This window comes from Rossellomorea aquimaris, assembly GCF_008180865.1.
Lineage (GTDB): Bacteria > Bacillota > Bacilli > Bacillales > Bacillaceae_B > Rossellomorea > Rossellomorea yichunensis.
On record NZ_VTEX01000003.1, the window covers coordinates 61,840 to 83,487 of the forward strand.

Genomic DNA, 21,648 nt, shown 5'->3' on the forward strand with positions numbered 1-21,648 from the left:
AGCACTGAGATTTCCTCAGTGCTCTTTCCTTATTTAAGGCGTTTTTCAAGCTCCGCCTTCTTCTCTTCAAAGCCTGGTTTCCCAAGAAGGGCGAACATATTTACTTTGTATGCTTCCACTCCAGGTTGGTCAAATGGATTTACACCCAGCAGGTATCCACTCATCGCACACGCTTTCTCGAAGAAGTACACGAGGTAACCGAATGTGTATGCATCCATCGCCGGAATTTCAACGATCAGGTTTGGTACGCCACCATCTGTATGGGCAAGCAGGGTCCCTTCAAACGCTTTGTTGTTTACAAAATCAACCGTTTCACCGGCTAAATAGTTTAAGCCGTCCAAATCACTGTCAGCCTTCTCGATTTTCAGCTCATGACGTGGCTCTGAAACCTTGATGACCGTTTCAAAAATGTCACGGCGTCCTTCTTGAACATATTGTCCAAGAGAATGAAGATCTGTTGAGAAGTTAGCTGAAGAAGGATAAATTCCCTTTTGGTCTTTCCCTTCACTTTCCCCAAATAGCTGCTTCCACCATTCAGAAAAGTATTGTAAACCAGGCTCATAATTAATGAGCATTTCGATCGTTTTTCCTTTATTATATAGCGCGTTACGAACAGCAGCATATTGATAAGCAGGGTTCTCTGTAAGCTCAGATTTACTGAAATCTTCACGGGCCTGTGCAGCACCGTTCATCATCGTCTCGATTTCCACTCCGCTTACAGCAATCGGAAGCAGTCCAACGGCTGTAAGGACAGAATAGCGACCGCCGATATCATCAGGAACAACGAATGTTTCATAGCCTTCGTCAGATGCCAATGTTTTAAGGGCCCCCTTCGATTTATCCGTTGTCGCATAGATGCGTTTGCGAGCTTCTTCCATCCCGTACTTTTCTTCCAGCTTTTTACGGAAGATACGGAAAGCTATCGCTGGTTCAGTCGTAGTTCCGGACTTCGAAATCACATTGATGGAGAAGTCTTTTCCGTCAAGAAGGTCCATTAAGTCCTTCATGTATGTGGAGCTGATATTTTGTCCAACAAACAGGACCTGTGGAGTGGAACGCTTTTCTTTCGGAAGAGCATTGTAGAAGCTGTGGTTCAGCATTTCAATCGCTGCACGGGCTCCCAAATAAGAACCACCAATACCGATGACAAGAAGGACATCGGAATCATTTTTAATTTTCTCTGCTGATTTTTGAATGCGGGAAAACTCTTCTTTATCGTACTCAACAGGAAGGTCGATCCATCCCAGGAAGTCGTTCCCTGCACCTGTTTGTTCGTGTAACGAATGATGAGCAACCTTCACGGCATCACTTAAGTATGTAAGTTCATGTTCTCCAAAAAACGATAACGCTTTTGAATAATCAAAACGAATGTGTGTCATAACCATCCTCCGATTAAAATATTTTCTTCTATCTCACTTTATCGAAAGCTGACCCGAGAATCAAGAAAGCCCCCTTTATGTAAGCGTGTGCATTGCAAACTTTTTTCAACTACTGTACTCACCTGCTAATATTCCCCTAATTTTTGGTGTACAAACCAATACAGAGGGACGGACCTTCACAAGGTCCGTCCCTCCCACATTTCATTATAGAGATGCTCTCAGAATCGCAAGTACGTCATCTTTGTTTAATTTATTGAAGTTACCGAATTCGCCGTTCACCATGGCTTTGTCTGCCATCAGGTCCAGTTGACTGTCGTCGATGTCATAGTCTGACAAGCGGGACGGTGCTCCGATGCTCGTCCAGAATTCACGAAGCTTTTCGATTCCTTCCAGTGCCACTTCCTCTTCTGACTTACCGGCAGGGTCTACATTGAATACTCGTTCTGCCAGTTGAGCAAATCGTGAAGGATTCACTTTCAAGTTATGCTTCATCCAGTTCGGGAATAGGATCGCGAGTCCACCTGCATGTGGGATGTCGTATACGGCTGAAACGGCATGTTCAATGTTATGACTGGCCCAGTCACCGTTGTAGCCCATTTGCAGCATTCCATTAAGGGCAATTGTTCCAGAGTACAGAATCGTCTCACGAAGCTCATAGTTTTCAAGATCATTGATCAACTTCGGAGCTGTTTCGATAACCGTAGTCAGAACGGACTCACACATACGGTCCTGAAGTGGTGTGTTGGTTGCATTATTGAAATACTGTTCAAACACGTGACTCATCATATCCACCATACCGTAGATTGTATGATCTTTCGGTACTGTGAAGGTATTTACCGGATCCAGGATAGAGAATTGCGGGAATGTCACCGGGCTGCCCCAACCATATTTCTCATTCGTTTCCCAATTCGTAATAACTGATCCTGCATTCATTTCAGAGCCGGTCGCTGCAAGAGTCAGGACTGTTCCGAATGGAAGAGCTTCTTTCGCAAAAGCTTTCTTCGTTACAAGATCCCATGCATCACCATCATACTTTGCACCAGCAGCAATTGCTTTTGTACAGTCGATGACACTTCCGCCACCCACAGCTAATATAAATTCAATATTATTTTCTTTACTTATCTCTACACCTCGTCTGACTGTGGAAAGACGTGGATTCGGTTCTACTCCGGAAAGCTCGAATACTTCGCTATCAATATCCTTCAATACAGACATTACCTGATCGTATAACCCATTACGCTTAATGCTTCCGCCACCATACACGACAAGCACTTTTTTACCATATTGAGGTACCAATTCTTTCAGCTGTTCTACTTGCCCTTTTCCAAAAATCAATTTGGTTGGATTGTAAAAAGTAAAGTCATTCATTTTTTGTTACCTCCTTGTATTTTATAAGGGCCGAACTATTTCGTTACCCAAAATGTCTTAAACACATTTCCTATTATCGAATATATCATCCCCAAAATGCAAAGAACTTGCACAAGGAAATTTTGTTGCAGTCAAATTGAATAGGAATAGAGGCAATGGGAAACTTATAAATGAGCCATTCAATAAGGAGGAAAACAACATGAGTGCAATTCAACGCATTGCTTTGGTTCTTACCATCATTGGTGCTGTGAACTGGGGACTTATCGGCTTCTTTCAATTCGATCTTGTTGCAGCCATCTTTGGTGGTCAAGATGCCGCTCTATCACGAATCATATACGGTTTAGTTGGTATTGCCGGTCTAATTAACCTTGGACTGTTATTTAAACCGACGGAAGAGCTTGAAAGAGAACCTCATACTGAGCCTACGCGCTAAAAACTGGATCTCCGTACAATCTCTAAAAGGTGACCCATCCTCTGGGTCACCTTTCTTATTTCAGTAACTTCTTAATGATCTGCATACCAAATCTTCCACTTGGATAACGGAAGCTTAAGTCAAACTTCGTCGTCTGTTTTAAGATGCTTTTGTAATGTGAGAAGGTTGAGAAGCTTGATTCTCCATGATAATTCCCAATCCCACTCTCCCCTACTCCCCCGAAAGGAAGGTACGGTGTAACGATGTGCATAAGTGTATCATTTACACAACCGCCACCGTAGGAAATCGATCCGTTTATTTTTTCTTCTGTAATTGGATTGCTCGTGAATAAATACAGGGCCAACGGCTTCGGCCGCTCTGTCACCAAATCAATGACTTCATCAAGCTCCTCATATTCTATGACTGGGAAAACCGGGCCGAATATCTCATCCTGCATCACCGGTACAGTAAAATCTCTTGGCTTCATTAAAGTGGGTTCAATTTTTAAGCTCCCAGCATCTACATTTCCCCCTAAGAGGATTTCTCCATCTTCCAAGTAGCTTGTTAAACGATTGAAATGACGCTCATTGACGATCCTACCAAATTTCTCACTCTTTAATGGTTCTGTTCCATAAAATTCAATAACCGTTTTCTTAAATTCAGTTATAAATTCATCTATCTTGCTTTTATGAATAAACAGGTAGTCAGGTGCAATACACGTTTGTCCGGCATTCGTCACTTTCCCGAATGCGATGCGCTTGGCAGCCAGAGGAATATCAGCGGTTTCATCCACGATACACGGGCTTTTCCCGCCCAATTCAAGAGTGACAGGAATCAACTGCTTTGCTGCTGCTTCCATCACTACTTTTCCGACTGGGACGCTCCCGGTAAAGAAAATATAATCGAAAGGCTGTTTCAGGAGATGCTGTGTTGTTTCCACTCCTCCTTCAATTACGAAAAGCTGTCTTGGATCAAAATGAGTATTGATCATTTGCGCTAATAAAGCTGATGTAGAAGGAGTTAATTCTGATGGTTTAATGATGGCTGTATTACCGGCTGCGATCGCTCCAATGACAGGAGCAAGTGCAAGTTGGATCGGGTAATTCCAAGGTGCTATGATCAGTGTTACCCCGTAAGGTTCCGGGACGGTATAGGCTTTCGAGCCAATATGTGTTTTCGCCGTTTTGACCTTTTTAGGTTCTGCCCATACGTCGATATTCTTGAGAACGAAACGAATTTCTTCAAGCAGGATTCCGATTTCTGTCGCATACGTTTCCATCTCGGATTTATTTAAATCTTTTTTCAATGCATCGATGATTTCTGCTTCATGATTTTTTATGACTGCTGAGAACTTCTCTAACAAGTCTTTTCTATATTGTATTGGCCGCGTAACCCCGGACTTAAAAAATTGCTTATGTTGATGAAGTGTTGATTCAACCGCTTCAATAGAAGCTTCCTCTATAATCATTTCAGTTGACACATGAATCCCTCCAGAACATTAATGTTTAATAGTTTAAACATAAGAACATAAATATCGTACGATGATTTGCATCTGTTGTCAATTTCAATGATTTTACCCATAATCGATGCTCTCTAATCATTTCGTAATTAAATAGATAAATCCTTTAAAACCGAAAAAAGAACGTATCCCCAATAAATTGAGAATACGTTCTTATCTTATGCGATCGTTACACCCAACCTCTGAATCTAGAGGCTTCAGCCATTTTGCGTGCGCCGACCATGTATGCGGCGAGTCGCATATTCACTCGACGATTCTGAGATGTTTCGTATACATTGTTGAAAGCTTCGACAAGTTTAGCATGAAGCTTCTCGTTTACTTCTTCTTCTGTCCAATAATACCCTTGGTTATTCTGAACCCATTCGAAGTATGAAACCGTTACTCCACCCGCACTTGCAAGCACGTCTGGTACTAGCAGGATTCCTCTTTCAGAAAGAATTCGTGTTGCTTCAAAGGTAGTCGGACCGTTTGCAGCTTCTACCACAATGGATGCTTTAATATCATAGACATTCTCTTCAGTGATCTGGTTTGAAATCGCAGCAGGGACAAGGATGTCACACTCCAGCTCCAGCAATTCCTTATTTGAAATCGTGTTTTCAAATAGTGTCGTTACCGTACCGAAGCTATCCCGACGGTCTAACAGATAATCAATATCCAAACCAGCCGGATCATGAAGGGCACCATGGGCATCGGAAATGGCAATGACCTTTGCACCGGCATCGTGCATGAACTTCGCTAAGAAACTGCCTGCATTTCCAAAACCTTGGATGACGACGCGTGCACCTTTGATGTCGATGCCACGTTTCTTTGCAGCTTGGTCAATACAGATGGTAACACCTTGAGCCGTTGCCTTTTCACGACCTTGGGAACCACCAAGAACAATCGGTTTTCCTGTAATGAATCCTGGTGAGTCATTTTCACGAAGACGGCTGTACTCATCCATCATCCAAGCCATGATTTGTGAGTTTGTGTACACATCAGGTGCCGGGATATCCTTTGTAGGTCCGACAATTTGACTGATGGCACGAACATAACCGCGGCTTAGCTTTTCCAGTTCAGTGAAAGACATCGTTCTCGGATCACAGATGATCCCGCCCTTTCCTCCACCGTATGGCAAATCAACAATTCCGCATTTCAAGCTCATCCACATGGATAAAGCCTTTACTTCCTCTTCATCCACTTCAGGATGGAATCGTACTCCGCCCTTGGTAGGTCCGACTGCGTCGTTATGCTGTGCACGGTAGCCCGTAAATACTTTGATACTGCCATCGTCCATTCGAACCGGGATACGAACGGTCAACATACGAATCGGCTCTTTCAGAAGTTCATACATTTCTTCCGTATATCCAAGCTTCGATAAAGCATCATTGATGACATGCTGTGTAGAAGTAAACAGATTAAGGTTTTCTCCCATTGTAAACATTCGCCTCTTTATTATGTGATCTGAAACGTTGTAATTGTAACATATTACCGTATCTTTAACCATTGACTGGGGAAAGAAATAATTTTTATTTTCATGCCTTTTCCACTCTATTTAAGAAAAAAACTTTTAACCCCAGCGGGAATTAAGACAATACTTTTTTGATTCTTTCAATTGCCCAATCCAGATCTTCTTGTGAGATGACAAGTGGTGGAGCGAAACGGATGACTGTATCATGTGTTTCTTTACAAAGCAGTCCTTCTTCCTTCAGTTGTTCACAGTATTTACGGGCTGGTTCTTTAAGTTCCACTCCGATAAATAATCCGCTGCCTCGAACTTCCTTAATCATAGGATTATCTATCTCACGAAGTTTACTCATAAAGTATTCTCCCATTTGCAGAGAACGATCTGCCAGGTTTTCATCGATCAATACATCCAGCGATGCGACAGAAACCGCACATGCCATCGGATTCCCTCCGAAAGTAGAACCGTGGGAGCCGGGGTTGAATACGCCTAATACTTCTTCATTGGCCACAACACATGAAATCGGGAACACTCCGCCTCCAAGTGCTTTTCCTAAAATGTACATGTCAGGATCAACATCTTCCCACTCACACGCGAACATTTTCCCTGAGCGGGCAAGACCTGCCTGAATTTCGTCTGCAATGAATAGAACGTTGTTTTCTTTACATAATTCATATGCTGCTTTCATGAAGCCTTTAGGAGGGAATACGATCCCTGCTTCTCCCTGGATCGGTTCGATAAGGAAAGCGGCTGTATTTGGAGTGATGGCTTCTTTTAACGCATCCAGATCACCGTAAGGAATTAAATTGATCCCTGGAAGCATCGGGCCGAAACCACGCTTGTATTCTTCTTCTGAAGAAAGGGAAACAGCTGTCATCGTTCTTCCGTGGAAGTTCCCGTTACACGCGATGATTTCCGCACTGTTTTCTGCTACACCCTTCACATCATACGCCCAGCGGCGAGCTGTCTTGATCGCCGTTTCCACTGCCTCGGCACCCGTATTCATTGGAAGGGCCATGTCTTTACCAGTCATCTTACAGATCTTCTCATACCAAGGGGCTAATTGATCGTTGTGGAACGCACGTGACGTCAGTGTCACACGGTCTGCTTGATCTTTTAACGCCTGGATGATCTTTGGATGACGATGTCCCTGGTTGACCGCTGAATAAGCGCTAAGCATATCCATATACTTATTGCCTTCCGGATCTTTGACCCATACACCCTCCGCTTCTGAAATGACGATTGGAAGTGGATGATAATTTTTCGCACCATATTTCTCCGTTTGTTCAATAATCGAATGAGTACTTACTGCCATATAGGTTCCTCCTTAGGTAATGAAAAAAATAATTGTTTATATACAGGGTTGGAGCCCATGTAGACAAAGGCCCCTTCCCGTTTTCATACTCTTAAAGTGTTTCTGATGTTGTTTTTGCTTGAAGGTGAAGCAGAAGATAATCCGGTCCGCCCGCTTTGGAGTCGGTACCTGACATGTTGAATCCACCAAATGGTTGGTAGCCAACGATACCTCCTGTACAACGACGAGGTTAGTTAACAGGCATGCAAAAAATATTTGCATTTAGAAAACCCTTACACTTATAATAATGCAAAAGATAGTTGCATTTTTCAAGAGTTTTTTTAAAATTTCTTATAATTCCACTCTTTTTGCGGATTCCATTGACACCAACTCCTGAATCTAACATCGAACGGATGGAAAATTTGCGCAAAAAGAAGACAATAGACGATACGTTTTGCAGTAAGATCTAACAAAAATGAAGAGGAGCGAGACAGCATGCTGGAATCTGAAAAGCGTTTGTATATGTACGAAAAAGTCGCTGAACATATCGAATCAGGCGTTCATGTCATCGATTCTACCGGGAAAACCATCATCTACAATCGTAAAATGCGCGAAATCGAAGGCATGGAAATTGAAGACGTCCTTGATAAAAATTTGCTGGATGTTTTCCAATTTCATTCCGAAGAGGAAAGTACACTTCTTAAAGTTCTAAGCACAAAGGAGCCTACCCTCAACGTTAAGCAAACTTACTTTAATATAAATGGAATCGAAATCACCACGATGAACGATACATTCCCTATTTTTCATGATGAGGTGTTGATTGGAGCGATTGAAATTGCCAGGGACATCACCAAACTCGAAAAGGTGATGAGGGATCATATACATAAGCGCCCGAGCAGCTTATATACCTTTGATAGCATTATCGGTAAGCATCACCGCCTGCAGGACGCAGTCGAAACTGGAAAGCGGGCGGCAAGGACTTCTTCCCCTGTGTTGATCTGTGGTGAAATCGGGACAGGCAAGGAGCTTTTCGCTCAAAGCATCCATAACGACAGCGCACGCGCCAACCGTCCCTTCATCACCCAGAACTGTTCATCATTACGCGATGATATGCTTGAAGAAATCCTATTTCATGAGGAGCGGGAAGGCAGCAACCCGGAAGATCACCGACCATCCCTCTTCCAACAAGCACAGGGAGGAACCCTCCTCCTCGACGAAATCAACTCCTTAACCCCTTCCCTTCAAAAGAAGCTATTAAACTTCTTTTCCCGTGGGACGGACCTTCCATACGATGTACGGGTGATGGCGACGGTGAACGAGGATCCCATCGACGCCATCGCAGAAGGGCGGTTATTAAAGGACCTTTATTACAGGCTGAGCATTGTTTCAATCTTCATCCCTTCTCTTCGTTCTAGAAAAGAAGATTTACCGGAGATCGTGGACTATTTCATTGACCAGTACAACCACCATTTTGCCATGAGTATCAAGGGGATTTCGAATGAAGTAAGGGAGATTTTCCAACAGTATGACTGGCCGGGCAATGTGAGGGAACTTGAGCATGTCATCGAGGGAGCGTTTAATCTCGTTGGCTTTGAAGAGGAGATGGGTTTCAATCATCTTCCATTTGGTTTCAGGCAGCGCATCCACCACACAGCTGTCGGAGGTGAAAGCCAGGATGAATCGGAGTTCCTCTACCAATCCGGAGCCGAGATCAAACCGTTGGAGCTTTTCATTGAAGAAGCAGAAACCTATTATATTCAGAAGTCATTGAAATACCATGACTTTAATATTACCAAAACGGCGAAATCACTTGGAATGAGCCGGCAGAATTTGCAATATCGGATTAGGAAATACGGGATCGAACGGAATTCATTTTGATGGTGGTGGCCACTTCTCTTTTTTGGGAGTGGCTTTTTGTTTTTGTTGGTGGTTGTGGTTGTTTGGAGATGCGATTTTTGTCGTTTTTTGAAAATGGTAGGTAAAATGAATATATGGCAGATAAAAATTATAAATGGCACGTAAATCTTGAATATGGAAGATAAAACCTGAAAATGGCAGATAATCATTGTTGATAACTATTCAATGATTAGAATCCTTCTTCTCCCGTTCCCACCCACCTAATATCTCCCCAAACATAAAAAGAGCACCAGCCCCTTCATCAGCACCACTCCACCGACAAAAAGACCAGCACTCACTCCTCCATGCTTATTCCATATGCTGCAAATAAGGAGTCAAATCCACCCCAATACTCTCCGCTAGCTTCTTACCGAGCTCTACATCTGCCCGGAAGAAATTACACACCGCGCGCAAGGCTATTCTTTCGTTGATTTGAGATAGTTCACTGGAAATATTCTTCACTACTTGCTCTTTCACCTCATCCGGGTAGCTTCTGTAAATACGTCCGGCCTGACCGAAATCATCTGTTTTCCGGATTTTCTGTCTTCCTCTTTCACCCGTCATCTGCTGATGTATTTCCGAATATCCCGCCACTTCTTTCGGTGTATCATCGAAGCTGTTCGGCTCATAGTTCACTGAGCCCGTTGGCTGCTTGAATGGCATATGTCCGTCCCTTTGATTATTCGCCACCTGAGCAAATGGACAGTTGATCGGGAGCTGGAGGTAGTTGGCACCTATCCGGTAACGCTGTGTATCAGAATAGGAGAATAGCCTTCCTTGCAGCAACTTATCTTCAGAAGGAAGCATTCCATTCACAAGCACTCCCGGATTGAAGCCCACTGATTCAGTTTCAGAAAAGATGTTTTCTGGATTTTCATTTAAAACCATCGTACCGACAAAGTGAGATGGGATGTCATCTTCTGACCAATCCTTCGTCGCATCGAGAGGATCGAAATCAAAGGAATCCATATCCATTGGGTCCAGTACCTGAACATACAGATCCCATTCAGGGAAATCTCCCTTTTCAATCGAATCATATAAATCACGGCTTGCATGGTTAAAATCTTTCCCTTGAATCTCAGCTGCTTTCTCCGCAGATAAATTCTTAATACCTTGTTTCGGCTTCCAACTAAGCTTTACGTACACTGTATTGCCAGCTGCATTCACCCATTTATACGCATGCACACTGGATCCGCGCATTTGTCTATAGTTCGCGGGGATTCCTTCATCCGTGTAGAGATGCAGGAGCATATTGGTTGATTCCGGAGTCAAGGACATGAAATCCCAATATCTCTCTGGTTCTTGGATATTCGTCTGGGGATTCGGCTTTAATGAATGAACCATATCGGGAAACTTCATGGCATCACGAATAAAGAAGACAGGGAGGTTATTCCCGACAAAATCCCAGTTCCCTTCTTCGGTATAAAATTTCACGGCAAATCCACGGGGATCCCGTAAGGTTTCAGGAGAATGCTGGCCATGGACGACAGTGGAAAAACGGGCAAATACAGGTGTTTCTTTGCCTGCTTCCTGAAAAAGTGCGGCTTTTGTATATTTTTTCATGCTGTTTTTTGTAATGAATACACCATGCGCTCCCGCTCCTCGGGCGTGAACGACTCTTTCGGGAACTCTTTCACGATCGAAGTGAGCCAATTTCTCAATTAGCTGATAATCTTCAAGCAGTGCAGGTCCTTTTTCTCCAGCTGTAATTGAGTTCTGGTTATCGCCGATCGGGGCACCTTGATTCGTTGTGAGTTTTCTTTTCTCCACTAAAAACACTCCTTTAGATTATAATTATTATTAAGTGATTATAGTTTTATTTTAACTACTTGAGAATGAAAGTCAATCACAAATTATAATTATTTTAAATTAGTAATCATTAAAAATAATTAAATCAAGCATAAAAAAGAGACAACCTATACAAAAAGTTGTCTCTAAAAAATATTATCGGGTTTGGAAGAGTAGAACCAAAACCTTCACGTTTATGGTTTGATCAATTTAGAATCCGTGATAAAGCGTACGCCTTCCGTTGATTCCAAAGAGAACACTCCTCCCCTTCCTTCTTTTACATCCAATATGATCCGGAAATGCTTCCAATACTCATATTGCTGTTCGTTCATATAAAAAGGACAGTCGGCTACAGTACCTACTAATACATCACTGTCACCGATGATCAAATCATCTTGACTTAAACACATAGGAGAACTGCCATCACAACATCCTCCAGACTGATGAAACAGGAGGGCACCATGCTTTCCTTTTAACGTTTCAATTAGATGGAGGGCTTGTTCTGTTGCCTCTAGTCGCTGTTCCATTTTAGAAGAAACCTAACGCTTTAGGGCTATAGCTAACTAGTAAATTCTTCGTTTGTTGATAGTGTGATAGCATCATTTTATGATTTTCGCGACCGATACCGGACATTTTGTATCCACCGAATGCCGCATGTGCCGGGTATTGGTGATAACAGTTAGTCCATACGCGTCCTGCTTGAACCTCTCTACCAAAACGGTAAGCCGTGTTCATGTCACGCGTCCACACACCTGCCCCAAGTCCGTAAAGAGTATCATTGGCGATTTCAAGGGCTTCTTCTTTCGTTTTGAACGTTGTAACGGAAACAACAGGGCCAAAGATTTCTTCCTGGAAAATACGCATTTTGTTGTTGCCTTTGAAGACTGTCGGCTTCACATAGAAACCTGCTTCCTGATCTCCATCCAGTGTATTTTGCTCACCACCGATGAGTAATTCCGCTCCTTCTTCTTTCCCGATTTCAATATAAGATAGAATCTTATCCAATTGTTCTTGAGAGGCTTGAGCACCCAGCATTGTATCTGAATCCAACGGGTTCCCCTGCTTGATTTGTTTCACTCGTTCGATTGCACGCTCCATGAACTTATCGTAGATCGATTCCTGGATTAGCGCCCTTGAAGGACATGTACACACTTCTCCTTGATTAAGTGCAAACATCACGAAACCTTCGACTGCTTTATCAAGGAAATCATCATCCTGATCCATTACATCTTCAAAGAAGATATTAGGTGATTTACCACCAAGTTCTAACGTAACAGGGATAATGTTTTGAGAAGCATATTGCATGATCAGGCGACCTGTTGTCGTTTCACCCGTGAAGGCTACCTTACCAACACGCTTACTTTGCGCAAGGGGTTTCCCTGCTTCCACTCCAAATCCTTGCACCACATTCAGTACACCTTTAGGCAGCAGGTCTTCAATGAGTTCAATCAGAACCATGATGGAAGCCGGTGTTTGCTCAGCAGGCTTCAAGACTACACAGTTTCCTGCAGCTAGGGCAGGTGCAATCTTCCAAACACCCATCAGAATCGGGAAATTCCAAGGAATGATTTGGGCTACAACCCCGATTGGCTCATGGAAATGATAAGAGACCGTATCATTATCGATTTCACCAAGAGATCCTTCCTGGCCTCTGATACATCCGGCGAAATAACGGAAATGGTCAATCGCAAGGGGTAAGTCTGCCGCTAATGTTTCACGAACCGGCTTACCATTATCCCATGTTTCGGCTACAGCAAGCATTTCTAGGTTTTCTTCCATACGATCCGCAATTTTATTTAAGATGATGGATCTTTCCGTAGCAGAGGTTTTACCCCATGCGTCTTTCGCTGCATGTGCAGCATCCAATGCCTTTTCTACATCCTCTTTGTTTGAACGGGCAATTTTCGTGAAAACTTTCCCCGTGACAGGCGATACATTTTCAAAGTATTCTCCACTTGCTGGCGGCACATATTCTCCACCAATAAAGTTCTCATACTTGTCCTTAAATTGTACCAATGAACCTTCAGTATTCGGATTATTATAAAGCATCTAAGATCCTCCTATATTTATGTATTTTTCTGTTAATTAAGCGCTTTCATTGTTATTATAGGTCATTTATGAGGTACGGACAAGTATATTGTTTAAAAATTCTTTATTTTTCGTTAATTTATGATAAATTTTTTAGGTGAAAAGTAGCAATAAACTTTACGAAAAGATCATAAAAAAAGACGACTCCCCCCTTTCATGGGTGGCATCGTCCTGGTCGCAGACTATTTAGTTTTACTGTATACTTTCGAGATCACGATATCTTCATCCGTCATGATGTGCCCATGACTTTTCTTTAGTGCATCTTCCAGGTGGTCAGGCATTTTCTCTGATTCGTACGCACAGACGATGGTCAGATTATGCTCATGAATAGCACGATCCGTTTCTGTTTCGAACCACTCAATGATTGATGCGGGGTCTTCCAATGTGCCCCATTCCACATTTGTCCACGAACGGAAAGAAATATCGTTCTCTAAAAATGGGGTAATGGATTTCGTTAATTGTTCATAAATGGCTGGAGGATGGTAGCTACCACTCGATTGATAGAAATCAAAGTTACTAATAACATGAATTTTCTTTAATTGGTCGCTGGTTAATTGATTATTTAACTGTTTAAGCAATACATTCAGGTTCCTCTCGTTCTCAATAAGAACAATAGAATCCCCCTTTTCGATTCCCTCGAGAACATACGCAATGGCATTTTGTAGATATCGGTTTCGATCATTATATGAATAGAGGATATGAGATTGACTTTCATTTAATAGATTCCCTATTTTTTCTTTCAATTCAACCCGCCTTTCAACTGGTTTTTCCAATTATAGTATAGTTTCTCTATGGAAGAGCAGAACTCCTCTTTTTTAAAAAATGGATTTAAAAAAAAGACCGCCCTTCAAGAAAGGCAGTCTTCTTAAAAATTGTATTATTTTTTGATTAAATCTTCACGTTCTGATTGCTCGATCCACTCTTCAAGCTTGTCTTTAAGAGTGTTGAAGCCAGCTGGTGTTGTTTCTTCGTTAGCTTGCTTTACACTTCCTTGACCTTGACGGCGAGGTTTTTTCGCTGCTGCAGGTTTTGCTTGTGGTGCTGCAGGAGCTTCTTCTGTAGCACGGATAGAAAGGCTGATTTTACCAGCTGCTTCGTCCACTGATAATACTTTAACCTTTACTTCGTCGCCTACTGAAAGGTGCTCGCTAACGTCTTTAACAAAGCCGTGAGTGATTTCAGAGATATGGACTAATCCTTGTGTTTCTTCGTCAAGTGCAACGAACGCACCGTATGGTTGAATGCCTGTAACTTTACCTGTTACAACAGTTCCTGTTTCGAATTTTGTAGTCATGGTAACACTCCTAGTATATATATTATTTTTCGTCTTTACACGCAATTGTAGATTATATCATAGAATCCGTGATTCGGCAAAAGTTTATTCTATCAGACCTCTGCAACTAAACCCATTTTCTTCGATTTTCCACCTATAATTGCTTTCTCACTAGTTATGCTTCCCAATTATTAAAATTATTAAAACAGAGTAAACTTAGCGCTCTTTATATAGTTCTTCTGTCTCTGAAGACAAAATGACCGGTGTCGTCTGAACCCAACGATCTGGCTTAACGAAATTTTCATGCCTTAACTCATCATATACCTCTTTCAGATGAAGGGATGTTGTGTAATCTGGGTACTCTTTCAGTATATATCGGTAGGTTTCTTCTACATGTGATTTCAATTTATCACTTCCATTAAAGATGGGCTGATACACATTTCCATCTGTAAAGTATTGATAGAGAAGATCGTATTCATGCTTCACTTCTACCCTGAACCTTGAGTCATCCGGCAGTTCCTTTAATATCTTTTCGTAGTCCATCAAGCGATCAGCTGCTTCTTTCCATGTCCCTGTAAATTCACCTGCTTTAATGACTGGAACAAAACGGGTAATCATATACAATTCATATCCTTCCGGTAAGGCTTCACGATTCGTGATCATCCTGAAGTACTCCACATCCAATGTAGTTTCAAGCCGGTCCGTTTCACTGTTATACGATAGCTTAACTGCATTATTGAATATTCCATCCCGTAACAACCATAGTTTGGGGGGATAGTCGTTTTTCATATGGTTGAACTCCTTCATATTGAATTCTCCGTTCTCAACATAAGGCTTCCAATATTCTCCATACTTATTCAACTCATCCTCATATAGCGGGAGGATATCTTGTTCCTTTTTAATAAAATCATCAACCCATACTTCTGCTTCTTCCTTCGTTAAAGGAGCTTTCAGATTTTTCATCATCACATCTGGAGTAGTCAATATCTGAGTCAACTCGTCACTCGCTCTCTGGACCCACTCCACTTTTCTTTCATTTGAGAAGTCCCGCTTTGGAATGGATTCGATATATGTGAGTTGCCTCCCTGCATCCCGTGCGATCCCTGTCGAATTAAATATGCCTTCCGAAAACCCGAGCCGCTCCATTGCTTGAGTTTTCCTTAAATCATATTGAGCTTTCGCATCTTCTATCTCCTTTTGAAGTCGTTGGTCTGACTCACCGGCAAAATCAGCTTGATTCCCATTCTGTCTTCCCGATCCATCCATCGTAAGCTGCAGGATGAGAACCGCACCGATCAGAAGGACACCAATGAAACTTGCGACGTACGGCCAATGAATTAGTGGTCGCTTCTTTTGGGATTTTCCTTCTTGTTTTATGGCTTGTATGATGTCTGAGGGATTGGTCTGATCCGGAATTTTCTTATACGATTGATTCAATAAATCCATGCGTTTTTCAAGCATCTTGTCATCCATTCAATCTCCCCTCCCTTTTTTCAGCCTCTTCCAATTCTTTTTTCAAGAGGTTTTTCCCTCTTAAAAGTCTTGTTTTGACAGTAGATAAATTGATTGACAGTATTTCAGCCATTTCTTCATACTTCTTTTCATGAAAATAGTAAAGGATGATCGGTAATTGATATTTACCATCCAGCTTTTGAATGCATTCGTGCAGCATGCGATCCTCTTCCTGCCTAAGGATACGTTCTTGAGGAGTAATGACGTTTTCTGAAGGTTCATTTCCGATTTTTTTCACCCGATTGTTATGCTGATTTTCTTTTCGTTTAAAGTCCCTCGACACATTCAAAGTGATTTTATAAAGCCAGGTTGTAAACTTCGCATAAGAGAACCCGTCCAGAAACCTGTATACACGAATGAATACTTCCTGGGTGATGTCTGGTATATCAGCGATGGAATTCCCCATCTGATAGGCAAACCGTTCAACGATGGGAGAATAATATGTGATTAAATGGCTATATGCCTGCAGGTCTCCTTTTTTTGCACGTTCGATCAAGTGCTCATTTTCCACTCGTACCTTCCCCCTTTCTCTTTGATGCTTTCATTTATGTAACGTTCGTAAGGTAGATTTTGTTTCATTTATTTACCATTAAATTCATTCTTTTAAAATAGTTCTTTTTGCAAAGATTGTTGTTAAATTACATAGGAACTGCTTTGGCTCTGTCAATCAGTGTGTTCTCTGATGGTGAGGGGAACTGCTTCGCTTGTAGCTAGCGTTCGGCCGAGCCTCCTCAGCTTCGCTTCCGGGGTCTCGGCACGCCCGTACTTCCGCAGGAGTCTACGCAGTTCCCCTCACCATCTTAAACAGTATTTTCATGACAGAGCTACAAGGTGTGCAAGAAAACAATGTAACTAGAATAAAATATTCCTTCCACCTTAAAATGAAATTCAATCTCTATTTACCTTAAATGAAATTGCTTGCTAAAATTCTTGTTATATTGATTTCAATTAAGGGTACATGCTTAGAAAGTTGATTCTCGCTGCAGGATGATCGACTCCTGCGGGAATAGCTGGACAGGTGAGACCCCGGAGGCGCAGCCGAGGAGGCTCACCGCCAGCCCCGCGGAAAGCGAGCATCCTGTAGCGGAAATCAACTATTACTTTCTCCTCTACAATAGCAACAAACTTTACGAATAGAACCTTTAAAACAGACAAAAAAAAAGCCTGACCCAATGAACATCGGATCAGACTAATTCTTTACAGTGATTGATTTCTTCTTTCGTTGCTTTTGGATAAATGGCAAGGCATAAAGCATGAAGGCTGCGATATGAGCGAAGGCAAGGTTGGCAACAAACAGGCTCCAAAGCGTTACATGTCCCCATCCTCCAAGTTCAGGAACCGCTACGTAATAAATAAACACTGCCCACAAGGCTATAACAAATGGGATATGAAGAACCGCCCACTTACGATGTTCTATCCAAAGAAATAGTGGAGTAGCCGTTGCGATAAATAGATATACAAGAAATACATCCATAGTAAATTCCTCCAATCTGGTAGTAAACGCTTTCAATTATGGCGAAAAAAAGAATAATTTGTGAACGTTTTGTTACAATTAGTATACTACATTTTAGAGAAAATTCCAGCCCATTCAGCATGTTTTTGACTAGTTTTCTAGAAATTAGGTTAATTGTAATGTTTACAACCGTTTTCACACATAATAAATGGAAATACATGTTGCCATAATGTTCGCTATCACTTATTTAATGGCATTTACCCCCATTTTTCTTATATATTGAAAATTTAAAAATCCGGTGTACAGGGGGTGTAAAACATAGTACGATTGAAAAATCTTATTTTTTTGAAAGGAGGATCTTAAACTTGGCCAAAAAAGAACAATGGACTTCTAAGATTGGTTTCATTCTGGCGGCGGCCGGTTCTGCTATAGGGCTCGGTGCCATTTGGAAATTCCCGTATATGGCAGGTGCAAATGGAGGAGGTGTCTTCTTCTTACTCTTTATCCTTTTCACCGTTTTGATCGGTGCGCCCATTCTTCTGGCAGAGTTTGTTATCGGAAGACGGGCGGGGGCCGACGCCGTTACTTCCTATAAAAAATTGGCCCCTCAGTCTTATTGGCACTGGATCGGCTATTTGGGAACGGTTGTTTCTTTTATCATATTATCTTTTTACAGTGTTGTAGGCGGATGGATCCTTTCTTACTTGGCCCGGAGTGTGACAGGCTCTTTAATCGGGAAATCTCAAGAGGAGTACGGAACCTTATTCGAGAGCATCATTGCAAATCCAAAAGAAGTGCTAATTGCACAATTCCTCTTTATTGTCATTACAATACTTGTCGTACAAGGCGGGATTCAAAAAGGGATCGAACGGGCTAGCCGTTATATGATGCCGGCATTATTTATCTTATTTATTATTTTAGTGATCAGGTCCCTTACCTTGGAAGGTGCGATGGAAGGTGTCCGCTTCCTGTTATTGCCGGACTGGAGCTATTTAAATGGGGAAACGGTTTTACTTGCGTTAGGACAAGCATTCTTTGCACTTACGGTCGGACTTTCTGTCATGGTGACGTACGCATCCTATCTTTCAAAAGAGGACAGCATGCCACGATCCGCCATCAGTGTATCCGGATTAAATATCTTTATTTCATTATTGGCAGGATTGGTCATTTTCCCTGCTGTGTACGCCCTTGGTTTCCAACCGGATGAAGGACCGGGAATTGCATTTGTTGTCCTGCCAGCCGTTTTTAATGAAATTGCATTCGGTGGCATTTTCTTAACAGTGTTCCTGATTTTACTGTTGTTTGCAACCCTGACATCTGCTTTCTCCATACTTGAAATCGGGGTCGCAGCCCTGTCGAAAGGGGATCAATCGAAACGAAAGCCATTTACATGGCTAATCGGAATACTGGTTTTCTTTGCAGGTATTCCAAGTGCCCTTTCATTTGGTGTATTCGGAGATTTCCTCATTCAAGGAAAGAACTTCTTTGACTTTGCCGATTATATTACGAGTAATTTTGGATTGCCGATCGGGGCATTATTGATCAGTATTTTCGTCTCCTACCGATTAAAGCGAGAAGATGTATGGAGCGAAATCCAATCTGGTTCGTCTATATCACCGGCCCTGTTCAACAGCTGGATTTTTCTATTGCGCTACATCGTACCAGTAGCCATCATACTTGTTTTCATATCTTAAATGCGAGGTCCGTCACTGAAGACGGACCTTTCATTTTTAACATTTTGTTCACGATAAGCAGGGCTATTTTTTTCCAAATGGTGATAAACTGTAGATATAAGGAAGGTATTCTATGGGGAGGGACTTTAGCATGTCACACTTTGGTGAGAATTTAAAACGGGTACGCGAAGAGCGCAAACTATCTCAACAGGAGCTTGCTTTAAGGGCCAGACTAGGCACGAAGACGATTGAAAAGTATGAATCCGATCTTCAGATTCCCGATACACCAACGATTCTTAAGCTTTCAACTGTACTTGATATACCTGCTTCCGAACTGCTGGAACGGGAAGTAAAAGATCACCCTCCAACAGGCGTTGACGCTGAAATGGAACTGCTGATCAAAGAATTGGGACCAAAACGAACAAAGCTGATACTCCGTAAGGCGAAGGAATTCTCTGAAGAAGATTTCCTTCGTGTCATGCAAATGTTGTATGAACTGAAATATGAAAAGAGCGAAAGCTAAAAACTTTTTTATGAAATGATGTATAGATAGTAAAAAAAGGGGTCATACTGAAAATAAGCTTTCTAAGTATTCCCCCTTTTGTTTTCATTTGTTGGACGATATTTTATCGTCCTATTTTTTTTGCCCAATTAAAAAAGTTGCCAGGCACAAATGTGTTCTTTTGTGCCTGGTACCCTTCATTTTCTAACTATGATTCTCAACAAAACGCTTCATCCGTTTCACGGCTTCCTGCAGCTGCTCCATACTTGAGGCATAAGAACAACGAATATATCCTTCTCCACCTTTACCGAACACATTACCGGGTACAACGGCAACTTTCTCTTCCATAAGAAGCTTTTCTGCAAATTCCTCTGAAGACATTCCTGTTTTTTTAATGGAAGGAAAGGCATAGAATGCTCCCCCAGGGGTATGGCAGGTTAATCCGAACTCATTGAGGGAGTCAACAAAATAGTGTCGTCGATGACGATAGCTTCTCTTCATTTCCATCACATCATCCATCCCTTTATCGAGTGCCTCCACAGCAGCATGCTGAGCAGGGGTGGACGCACACATCATGGCGTATTGATGAATTTTAAGTAAGGATGAAGCGATCTCTTCAGGAGCACAAATAAACCCCAGTCTCCAGCCAGTCATGGCAAACCCTTTCGAAAATCCATTGATTACAAGCGTTCTTTTTCTCATGTCCTTTAAAGAAGCAATGGACACGTGGCGATGATCATAAGCAAGCTCAGAGTAAATCTCATCTGAAAGGACAACCAGATCATGCTTTCGAACCACCTCTGCTAGCTCTTCCAGGTTCTCTCTTTCAAGGACCGTCCCCGTTGGATTATTGGGCGAACATAATAAGACGGCTTTTGTACGCGGAGTGACGGCTGCTTCAAGTTCTTCGGCTGTGACTTTGAAGTCATTTTCCGGCTTGGTTCCGACAGTTACGGCTACTCCACCTGCCAATTGAACAAGTGGTACATAGGAAACGAAGCCAGGTTCCACCACAATGACCTCATCTCCTTGATCAATGATTGCCCGCAGGCTGATATCAAGGGCTTGAGAGGCACCGACCGTCACAATGATTTCATCTTTAGGATCGTAGTCTACGGAGTAGCCCTCTTTCATATACGCGGCAATCTTCTCCCTTAGCTCCAGTAGGCCTGCGTTCGCTGTATAGGAGGTATAGCCTTGCTCCAAGGAAAGAATTGCAGCTTCCCGCACCGTCCAGGAGGTAATGAAATCCGGTTCTCCAACCCCGAGCGATATGACCCCTTCCATATTTGCTGCCAAATCAAAGAATTTCCGGATGCCGGAAGGCTTTAAATTTTTCACGGATTGAGATATGTAAGATGTCTTTGTTTTCATGGAGACACCACAATTCGTTTATCTTCACCATGATCACCAAAGATGGTGCCGTCATGCTTGTATTTCTTCAATTGAAAATGAGTTGTTGTAGATAAAACGGAATCCAGAGTAGATAGCTTTTCAGAAACGAATGTAGCAACTTCATGCATGGTCCGACCCTCCACAGTTACAGAAAGGTCATATGCCCCAGACATTAGATAAACACTTTTCACTTCTTTGTAACGATAAATACGATGGGCAACTTCATCGAATCCCACTCCTCTTTTCGGAGCGACTTTTACATCGATCATCGCCGTTACCCCTTCATGCCCTTCTATTTTGGACCAATCCACAACGGAACTATATCTGACAAGCACATTGTCTTTTTCCAGTCTTTCAATCGCATTCTCTATTTCCTCTGTTGTTACTTGAAGCATTTTCGCTATATTCTCTGAGGAAATCCTGGCATCTTTCTGTAAAATCCTTACCAAATCAAGCTCCATTTCTCTTAGTTGCATTCTGCTTCCTCCTCATCACCACTAAATGGTTTTATTATATCAGAAGTAACTGTTATGAAAAGAGGGATCCTCACTTTAAGTCTATTTTCCCCATTACATCCATAATTACAATTGGATATGAGACAACTTTCGAATTCAGGTGTTAAATGCCGAAATAGGGGTAAAATATCTGTAAA

At 42.2% G+C, this 21,648-nt stretch carries 19 protein-coding genes; 4 read left to right on the forward strand and 15 right to left on the reverse strand.

Going from position 1 to position 21,648, the window contains the following annotated elements; translation table 11 throughout:
- Positions 1-29 precede the first annotated feature (29 nt).
- Positions 30-1,379 (reverse strand): glucose-6-phosphate isomerase, encoded by a 1,350-nt coding sequence (locus tag FZC88_RS13050; RefSeq protein WP_148995237.1) that lies wholly within the window; start codon positions 1,377-1,379, stop codon positions 30-32.
- A 204-nt stretch (positions 1,380-1,583) separates the two neighbouring features.
- A complete protein-coding gene (locus tag FZC88_RS13055; protein WP_148995238.1) occupies positions 1,584-2,747 on the reverse strand; it encodes an iron-containing alcohol dehydrogenase in 1,164 nt (387 codons plus the stop codon).
- A gap of 199 nt (positions 2,748-2,946) precedes the next feature.
- Between FZC88_RS13055 and FZC88_RS13060 the strand changes: the two genes are divergently transcribed.
- Complete coding sequence (locus tag FZC88_RS13060; protein WP_044338099.1) at positions 2,947-3,180, forward strand: DUF378 domain-containing protein; 234 nt, start codon at positions 2,947-2,949, stop codon at positions 3,178-3,180.
- 55 nt (positions 3,181-3,235) lie between these two features.
- Here FZC88_RS13060 and FZC88_RS13065 read toward each other — a convergent pair whose 3' ends face one another.
- From FZC88_RS13065 to FZC88_RS13075, 3 genes are all read right to left on the reverse strand, one after another.
- Entirely contained in the window at positions 3,236-4,627 is a 1,392-nt protein-coding gene (locus FZC88_RS13065) for an aldehyde dehydrogenase (protein WP_148995526.1), read from the reverse strand.
- A gap of 220 nt (positions 4,628-4,847) precedes the next feature.
- Positions 4,848-6,092, reverse strand: coding sequence for a Glu/Leu/Phe/Val family dehydrogenase (locus FZC88_RS13070; RefSeq protein WP_148970825.1), 1,245 nt, complete (start codon positions 6,090-6,092; stop codon positions 4,848-4,850).
- 151 nt (positions 6,093-6,243) lie between these two features.
- A complete protein-coding gene (locus FZC88_RS13075; protein WP_148970719.1) occupies positions 6,244-7,437 on the reverse strand; it encodes an ornithine--oxo-acid transaminase in 1,194 nt (397 codons plus the stop codon).
- Positions 7,438-7,911: 474 nt separating this feature from the next.
- Between FZC88_RS13075 and FZC88_RS13080 the strand changes: the two genes are divergently transcribed.
- Positions 7,912-9,294, forward strand: a complete 1,383-nt coding sequence (locus FZC88_RS13080; RefSeq protein ID WP_148995239.1) for a sigma-54 interaction domain-containing protein — start codon at positions 7,912-7,914, stop codon at positions 9,292-9,294.
- Positions 9,295-9,621: 327 nt separating this feature from the next.
- Here the strand turns inward: FZC88_RS13080 and FZC88_RS13085 are convergent, their stop codons facing one another.
- The 8 genes from FZC88_RS13085 to FZC88_RS13120 form a co-directional block, all read right to left on the reverse strand.
- A complete protein-coding gene (locus tag FZC88_RS13085; RefSeq protein ID WP_148995240.1) occupies positions 9,622-11,082 on the reverse strand; it encodes a catalase in 1,461 nt (486 codons plus the stop codon).
- Between the two features lie 212 nt (positions 11,083-11,294).
- On the reverse strand, positions 11,295-11,627 hold the full coding sequence (locus tag FZC88_RS13090) for a DUF779 domain-containing protein (protein ID WP_148970722.1): 333 nt from the start codon (positions 11,625-11,627) through the stop codon (positions 11,295-11,297).
- A gap of 1 nt (position 11,628) precedes the next feature.
- Positions 11,629-13,149 carry an aldehyde dehydrogenase gene (gene adh / locus FZC88_RS13095; RefSeq protein ID WP_148970723.1) on the reverse strand — a complete coding sequence of 507 codons (1,521 nt, stop codon included), beginning with the start codon at positions 13,147-13,149 and terminating at the stop codon, positions 11,629-11,631.
- A gap of 221 nt (positions 13,150-13,370) precedes the next feature.
- On the reverse strand, positions 13,371-13,931 hold the full coding sequence (locus tag FZC88_RS13100; RefSeq protein ID WP_187443626.1) for an MEDS domain-containing protein: 561 nt from the start codon (positions 13,929-13,931) through the stop codon (positions 13,371-13,373).
- Positions 13,932-14,065: 134 nt separating this feature from the next.
- Positions 14,066-14,482: a S1 domain-containing post-transcriptional regulator GSP13 gene (gene yugI, locus FZC88_RS13105; RefSeq protein WP_044338107.1), complete on the reverse strand. Its 417-nt coding sequence runs from the start codon at positions 14,480-14,482 to the stop codon at positions 14,066-14,068.
- Between the two features lie 195 nt (positions 14,483-14,677).
- Positions 14,678-15,934 (reverse strand): hypothetical protein, encoded by a 1,257-nt coding sequence (locus FZC88_RS13110; RefSeq protein ID WP_148995242.1) that lies wholly within the window; start codon positions 15,932-15,934, stop codon positions 14,678-14,680.
- The gene (locus FZC88_RS13115; RefSeq protein WP_148995243.1) at positions 15,927-16,484 is read right to left on the reverse strand and encodes an RNA polymerase sigma factor; all 558 of its coding nucleotides are present in this window, start codon (positions 16,482-16,484) and stop codon (positions 15,927-15,929) included. The genes FZC88_RS13110 and FZC88_RS13115 overlap by 8 nt, the downstream gene beginning before the upstream one ends.
- Positions 16,485-17,162: 678 nt before the next feature.
- Positions 17,163-17,447 (reverse strand): spore morphogenesis/germination protein YwcE, encoded by a 285-nt coding sequence (locus FZC88_RS13120; RefSeq protein ID WP_148970727.1) that lies wholly within the window; start codon positions 17,445-17,447, stop codon positions 17,163-17,165.
- A 344-nt stretch (positions 17,448-17,791) separates the two neighbouring features.
- On the opposite strand from FZC88_RS13120, the gene FZC88_RS13125 reads away from it, so the two are divergent.
- Complete coding sequence (locus tag FZC88_RS13125; RefSeq protein ID WP_148995244.1) at positions 17,792-19,120, forward strand: sodium-dependent transporter; 1,329 nt, start codon at positions 17,792-17,794, stop codon at positions 19,118-19,120.
- Positions 19,121-19,250: 130 nt separating this feature from the next.
- Positions 19,251-19,622, forward strand: a complete 372-nt coding sequence (locus FZC88_RS13130; protein ID WP_148970729.1) for a helix-turn-helix domain-containing protein — start codon at positions 19,251-19,253, stop codon at positions 19,620-19,622.
- A 183-nt stretch (positions 19,623-19,805) separates the two neighbouring features.
- Here the strand turns inward: FZC88_RS13130 and FZC88_RS13135 are convergent, their stop codons facing one another.
- Positions 19,806-20,975 (reverse strand): aminotransferase, encoded by a 1,170-nt coding sequence (locus tag FZC88_RS13135; protein WP_148995245.1) that lies wholly within the window; start codon positions 20,973-20,975, stop codon positions 19,806-19,808.
- The gene (locus FZC88_RS13140; protein WP_148970731.1) at positions 20,972-21,472 is read right to left on the reverse strand and encodes an Lrp/AsnC family transcriptional regulator; all 501 of its coding nucleotides are present in this window, start codon (positions 21,470-21,472) and stop codon (positions 20,972-20,974) included. Before FZC88_RS13140 ends, FZC88_RS13135 begins: the two co-directional genes overlap by 4 nt.
- Between the last annotated feature and the right edge of the window lie 176 nt (positions 21,473-21,648).

Bases quoted from the DNA above. Each gene is read 5' to 3' on its own strand.
- FZC88_RS13110 (WP_148995242.1), bottom strand. From the start codon at position 15,934: ATGGATGACAAGATGCTTGAAAAACGCATGGATTTATTGAATCAATCG.
- FZC88_RS13135 (WP_148995245.1), bottom strand. From the start codon at position 20,975: ATGAAAACAAAGACATCTTACATATCTCAATCCGTGAAAAATTTAAAG.
- adh (WP_148970723.1), bottom strand. From the start codon at position 13,149: ATGCTTTATAATAATCCGAATACTGAAGGTTCATTGGTACAATTTAAG.
- FZC88_RS13090 (WP_148970722.1), bottom strand. From the start codon at position 11,627: ATGGAACAGCGACTAGAGGCAACAGAACAAGCCCTCCATCTAATTGAA.
- FZC88_RS13050 (WP_148995237.1), bottom strand. From the start codon at position 1,379: ATGACACACATTCGTTTTGATTATTCAAAAGCGTTATCGTTTTTTGGA.
- yugI (WP_044338107.1), bottom strand. From the start codon at position 14,482: ATGACTACAAAATTCGAAACAGGAACTGTTGTAACAGGTAAAGTTACA.
- FZC88_RS13065 (WP_148995526.1), bottom strand. From the start codon at position 4,627: ATGATTATAGAGGAAGCTTCTATTGAAGCGGTTGAATCAACACTTCAT.
- FZC88_RS13070 (WP_148970825.1), bottom strand. From the start codon at position 6,092: ATGGGAGAAAACCTTAATCTGTTTACTTCTACACAGCATGTCATCAAT.
- FZC88_RS13130 (WP_148970729.1), top strand. From the start codon at position 19,251: ATGTCACACTTTGGTGAGAATTTAAAACGGGTACGCGAAGAGCGCAAA.
- FZC88_RS13075 (WP_148970719.1), bottom strand. From the start codon at position 7,437: ATGGCAGTAAGTACTCATTCGATTATTGAACAAACGGAGAAATATGGT.
- FZC88_RS13080 (WP_148995239.1), top strand. From the start codon at position 7,912: ATGCTGGAATCTGAAAAGCGTTTGTATATGTACGAAAAAGTCGCTGAA.
- FZC88_RS13140 (WP_148970731.1), bottom strand. From the start codon at position 21,472: ATGCAACTAAGAGAAATGGAGCTTGATTTGGTAAGGATTTTACAGAAA.
- FZC88_RS13055 (WP_148995238.1), bottom strand. From the start codon at position 2,747: ATGAATGACTTTACTTTTTACAATCCAACCAAATTGATTTTTGGAAAA.
- FZC88_RS13060 (WP_044338099.1), top strand. From the start codon at position 2,947: ATGAGTGCAATTCAACGCATTGCTTTGGTTCTTACCATCATTGGTGCT.
- FZC88_RS13120 (WP_148970727.1), bottom strand. From the start codon at position 17,447: ATGGATGTATTTCTTGTATATCTATTTATCGCAACGGCTACTCCACTA.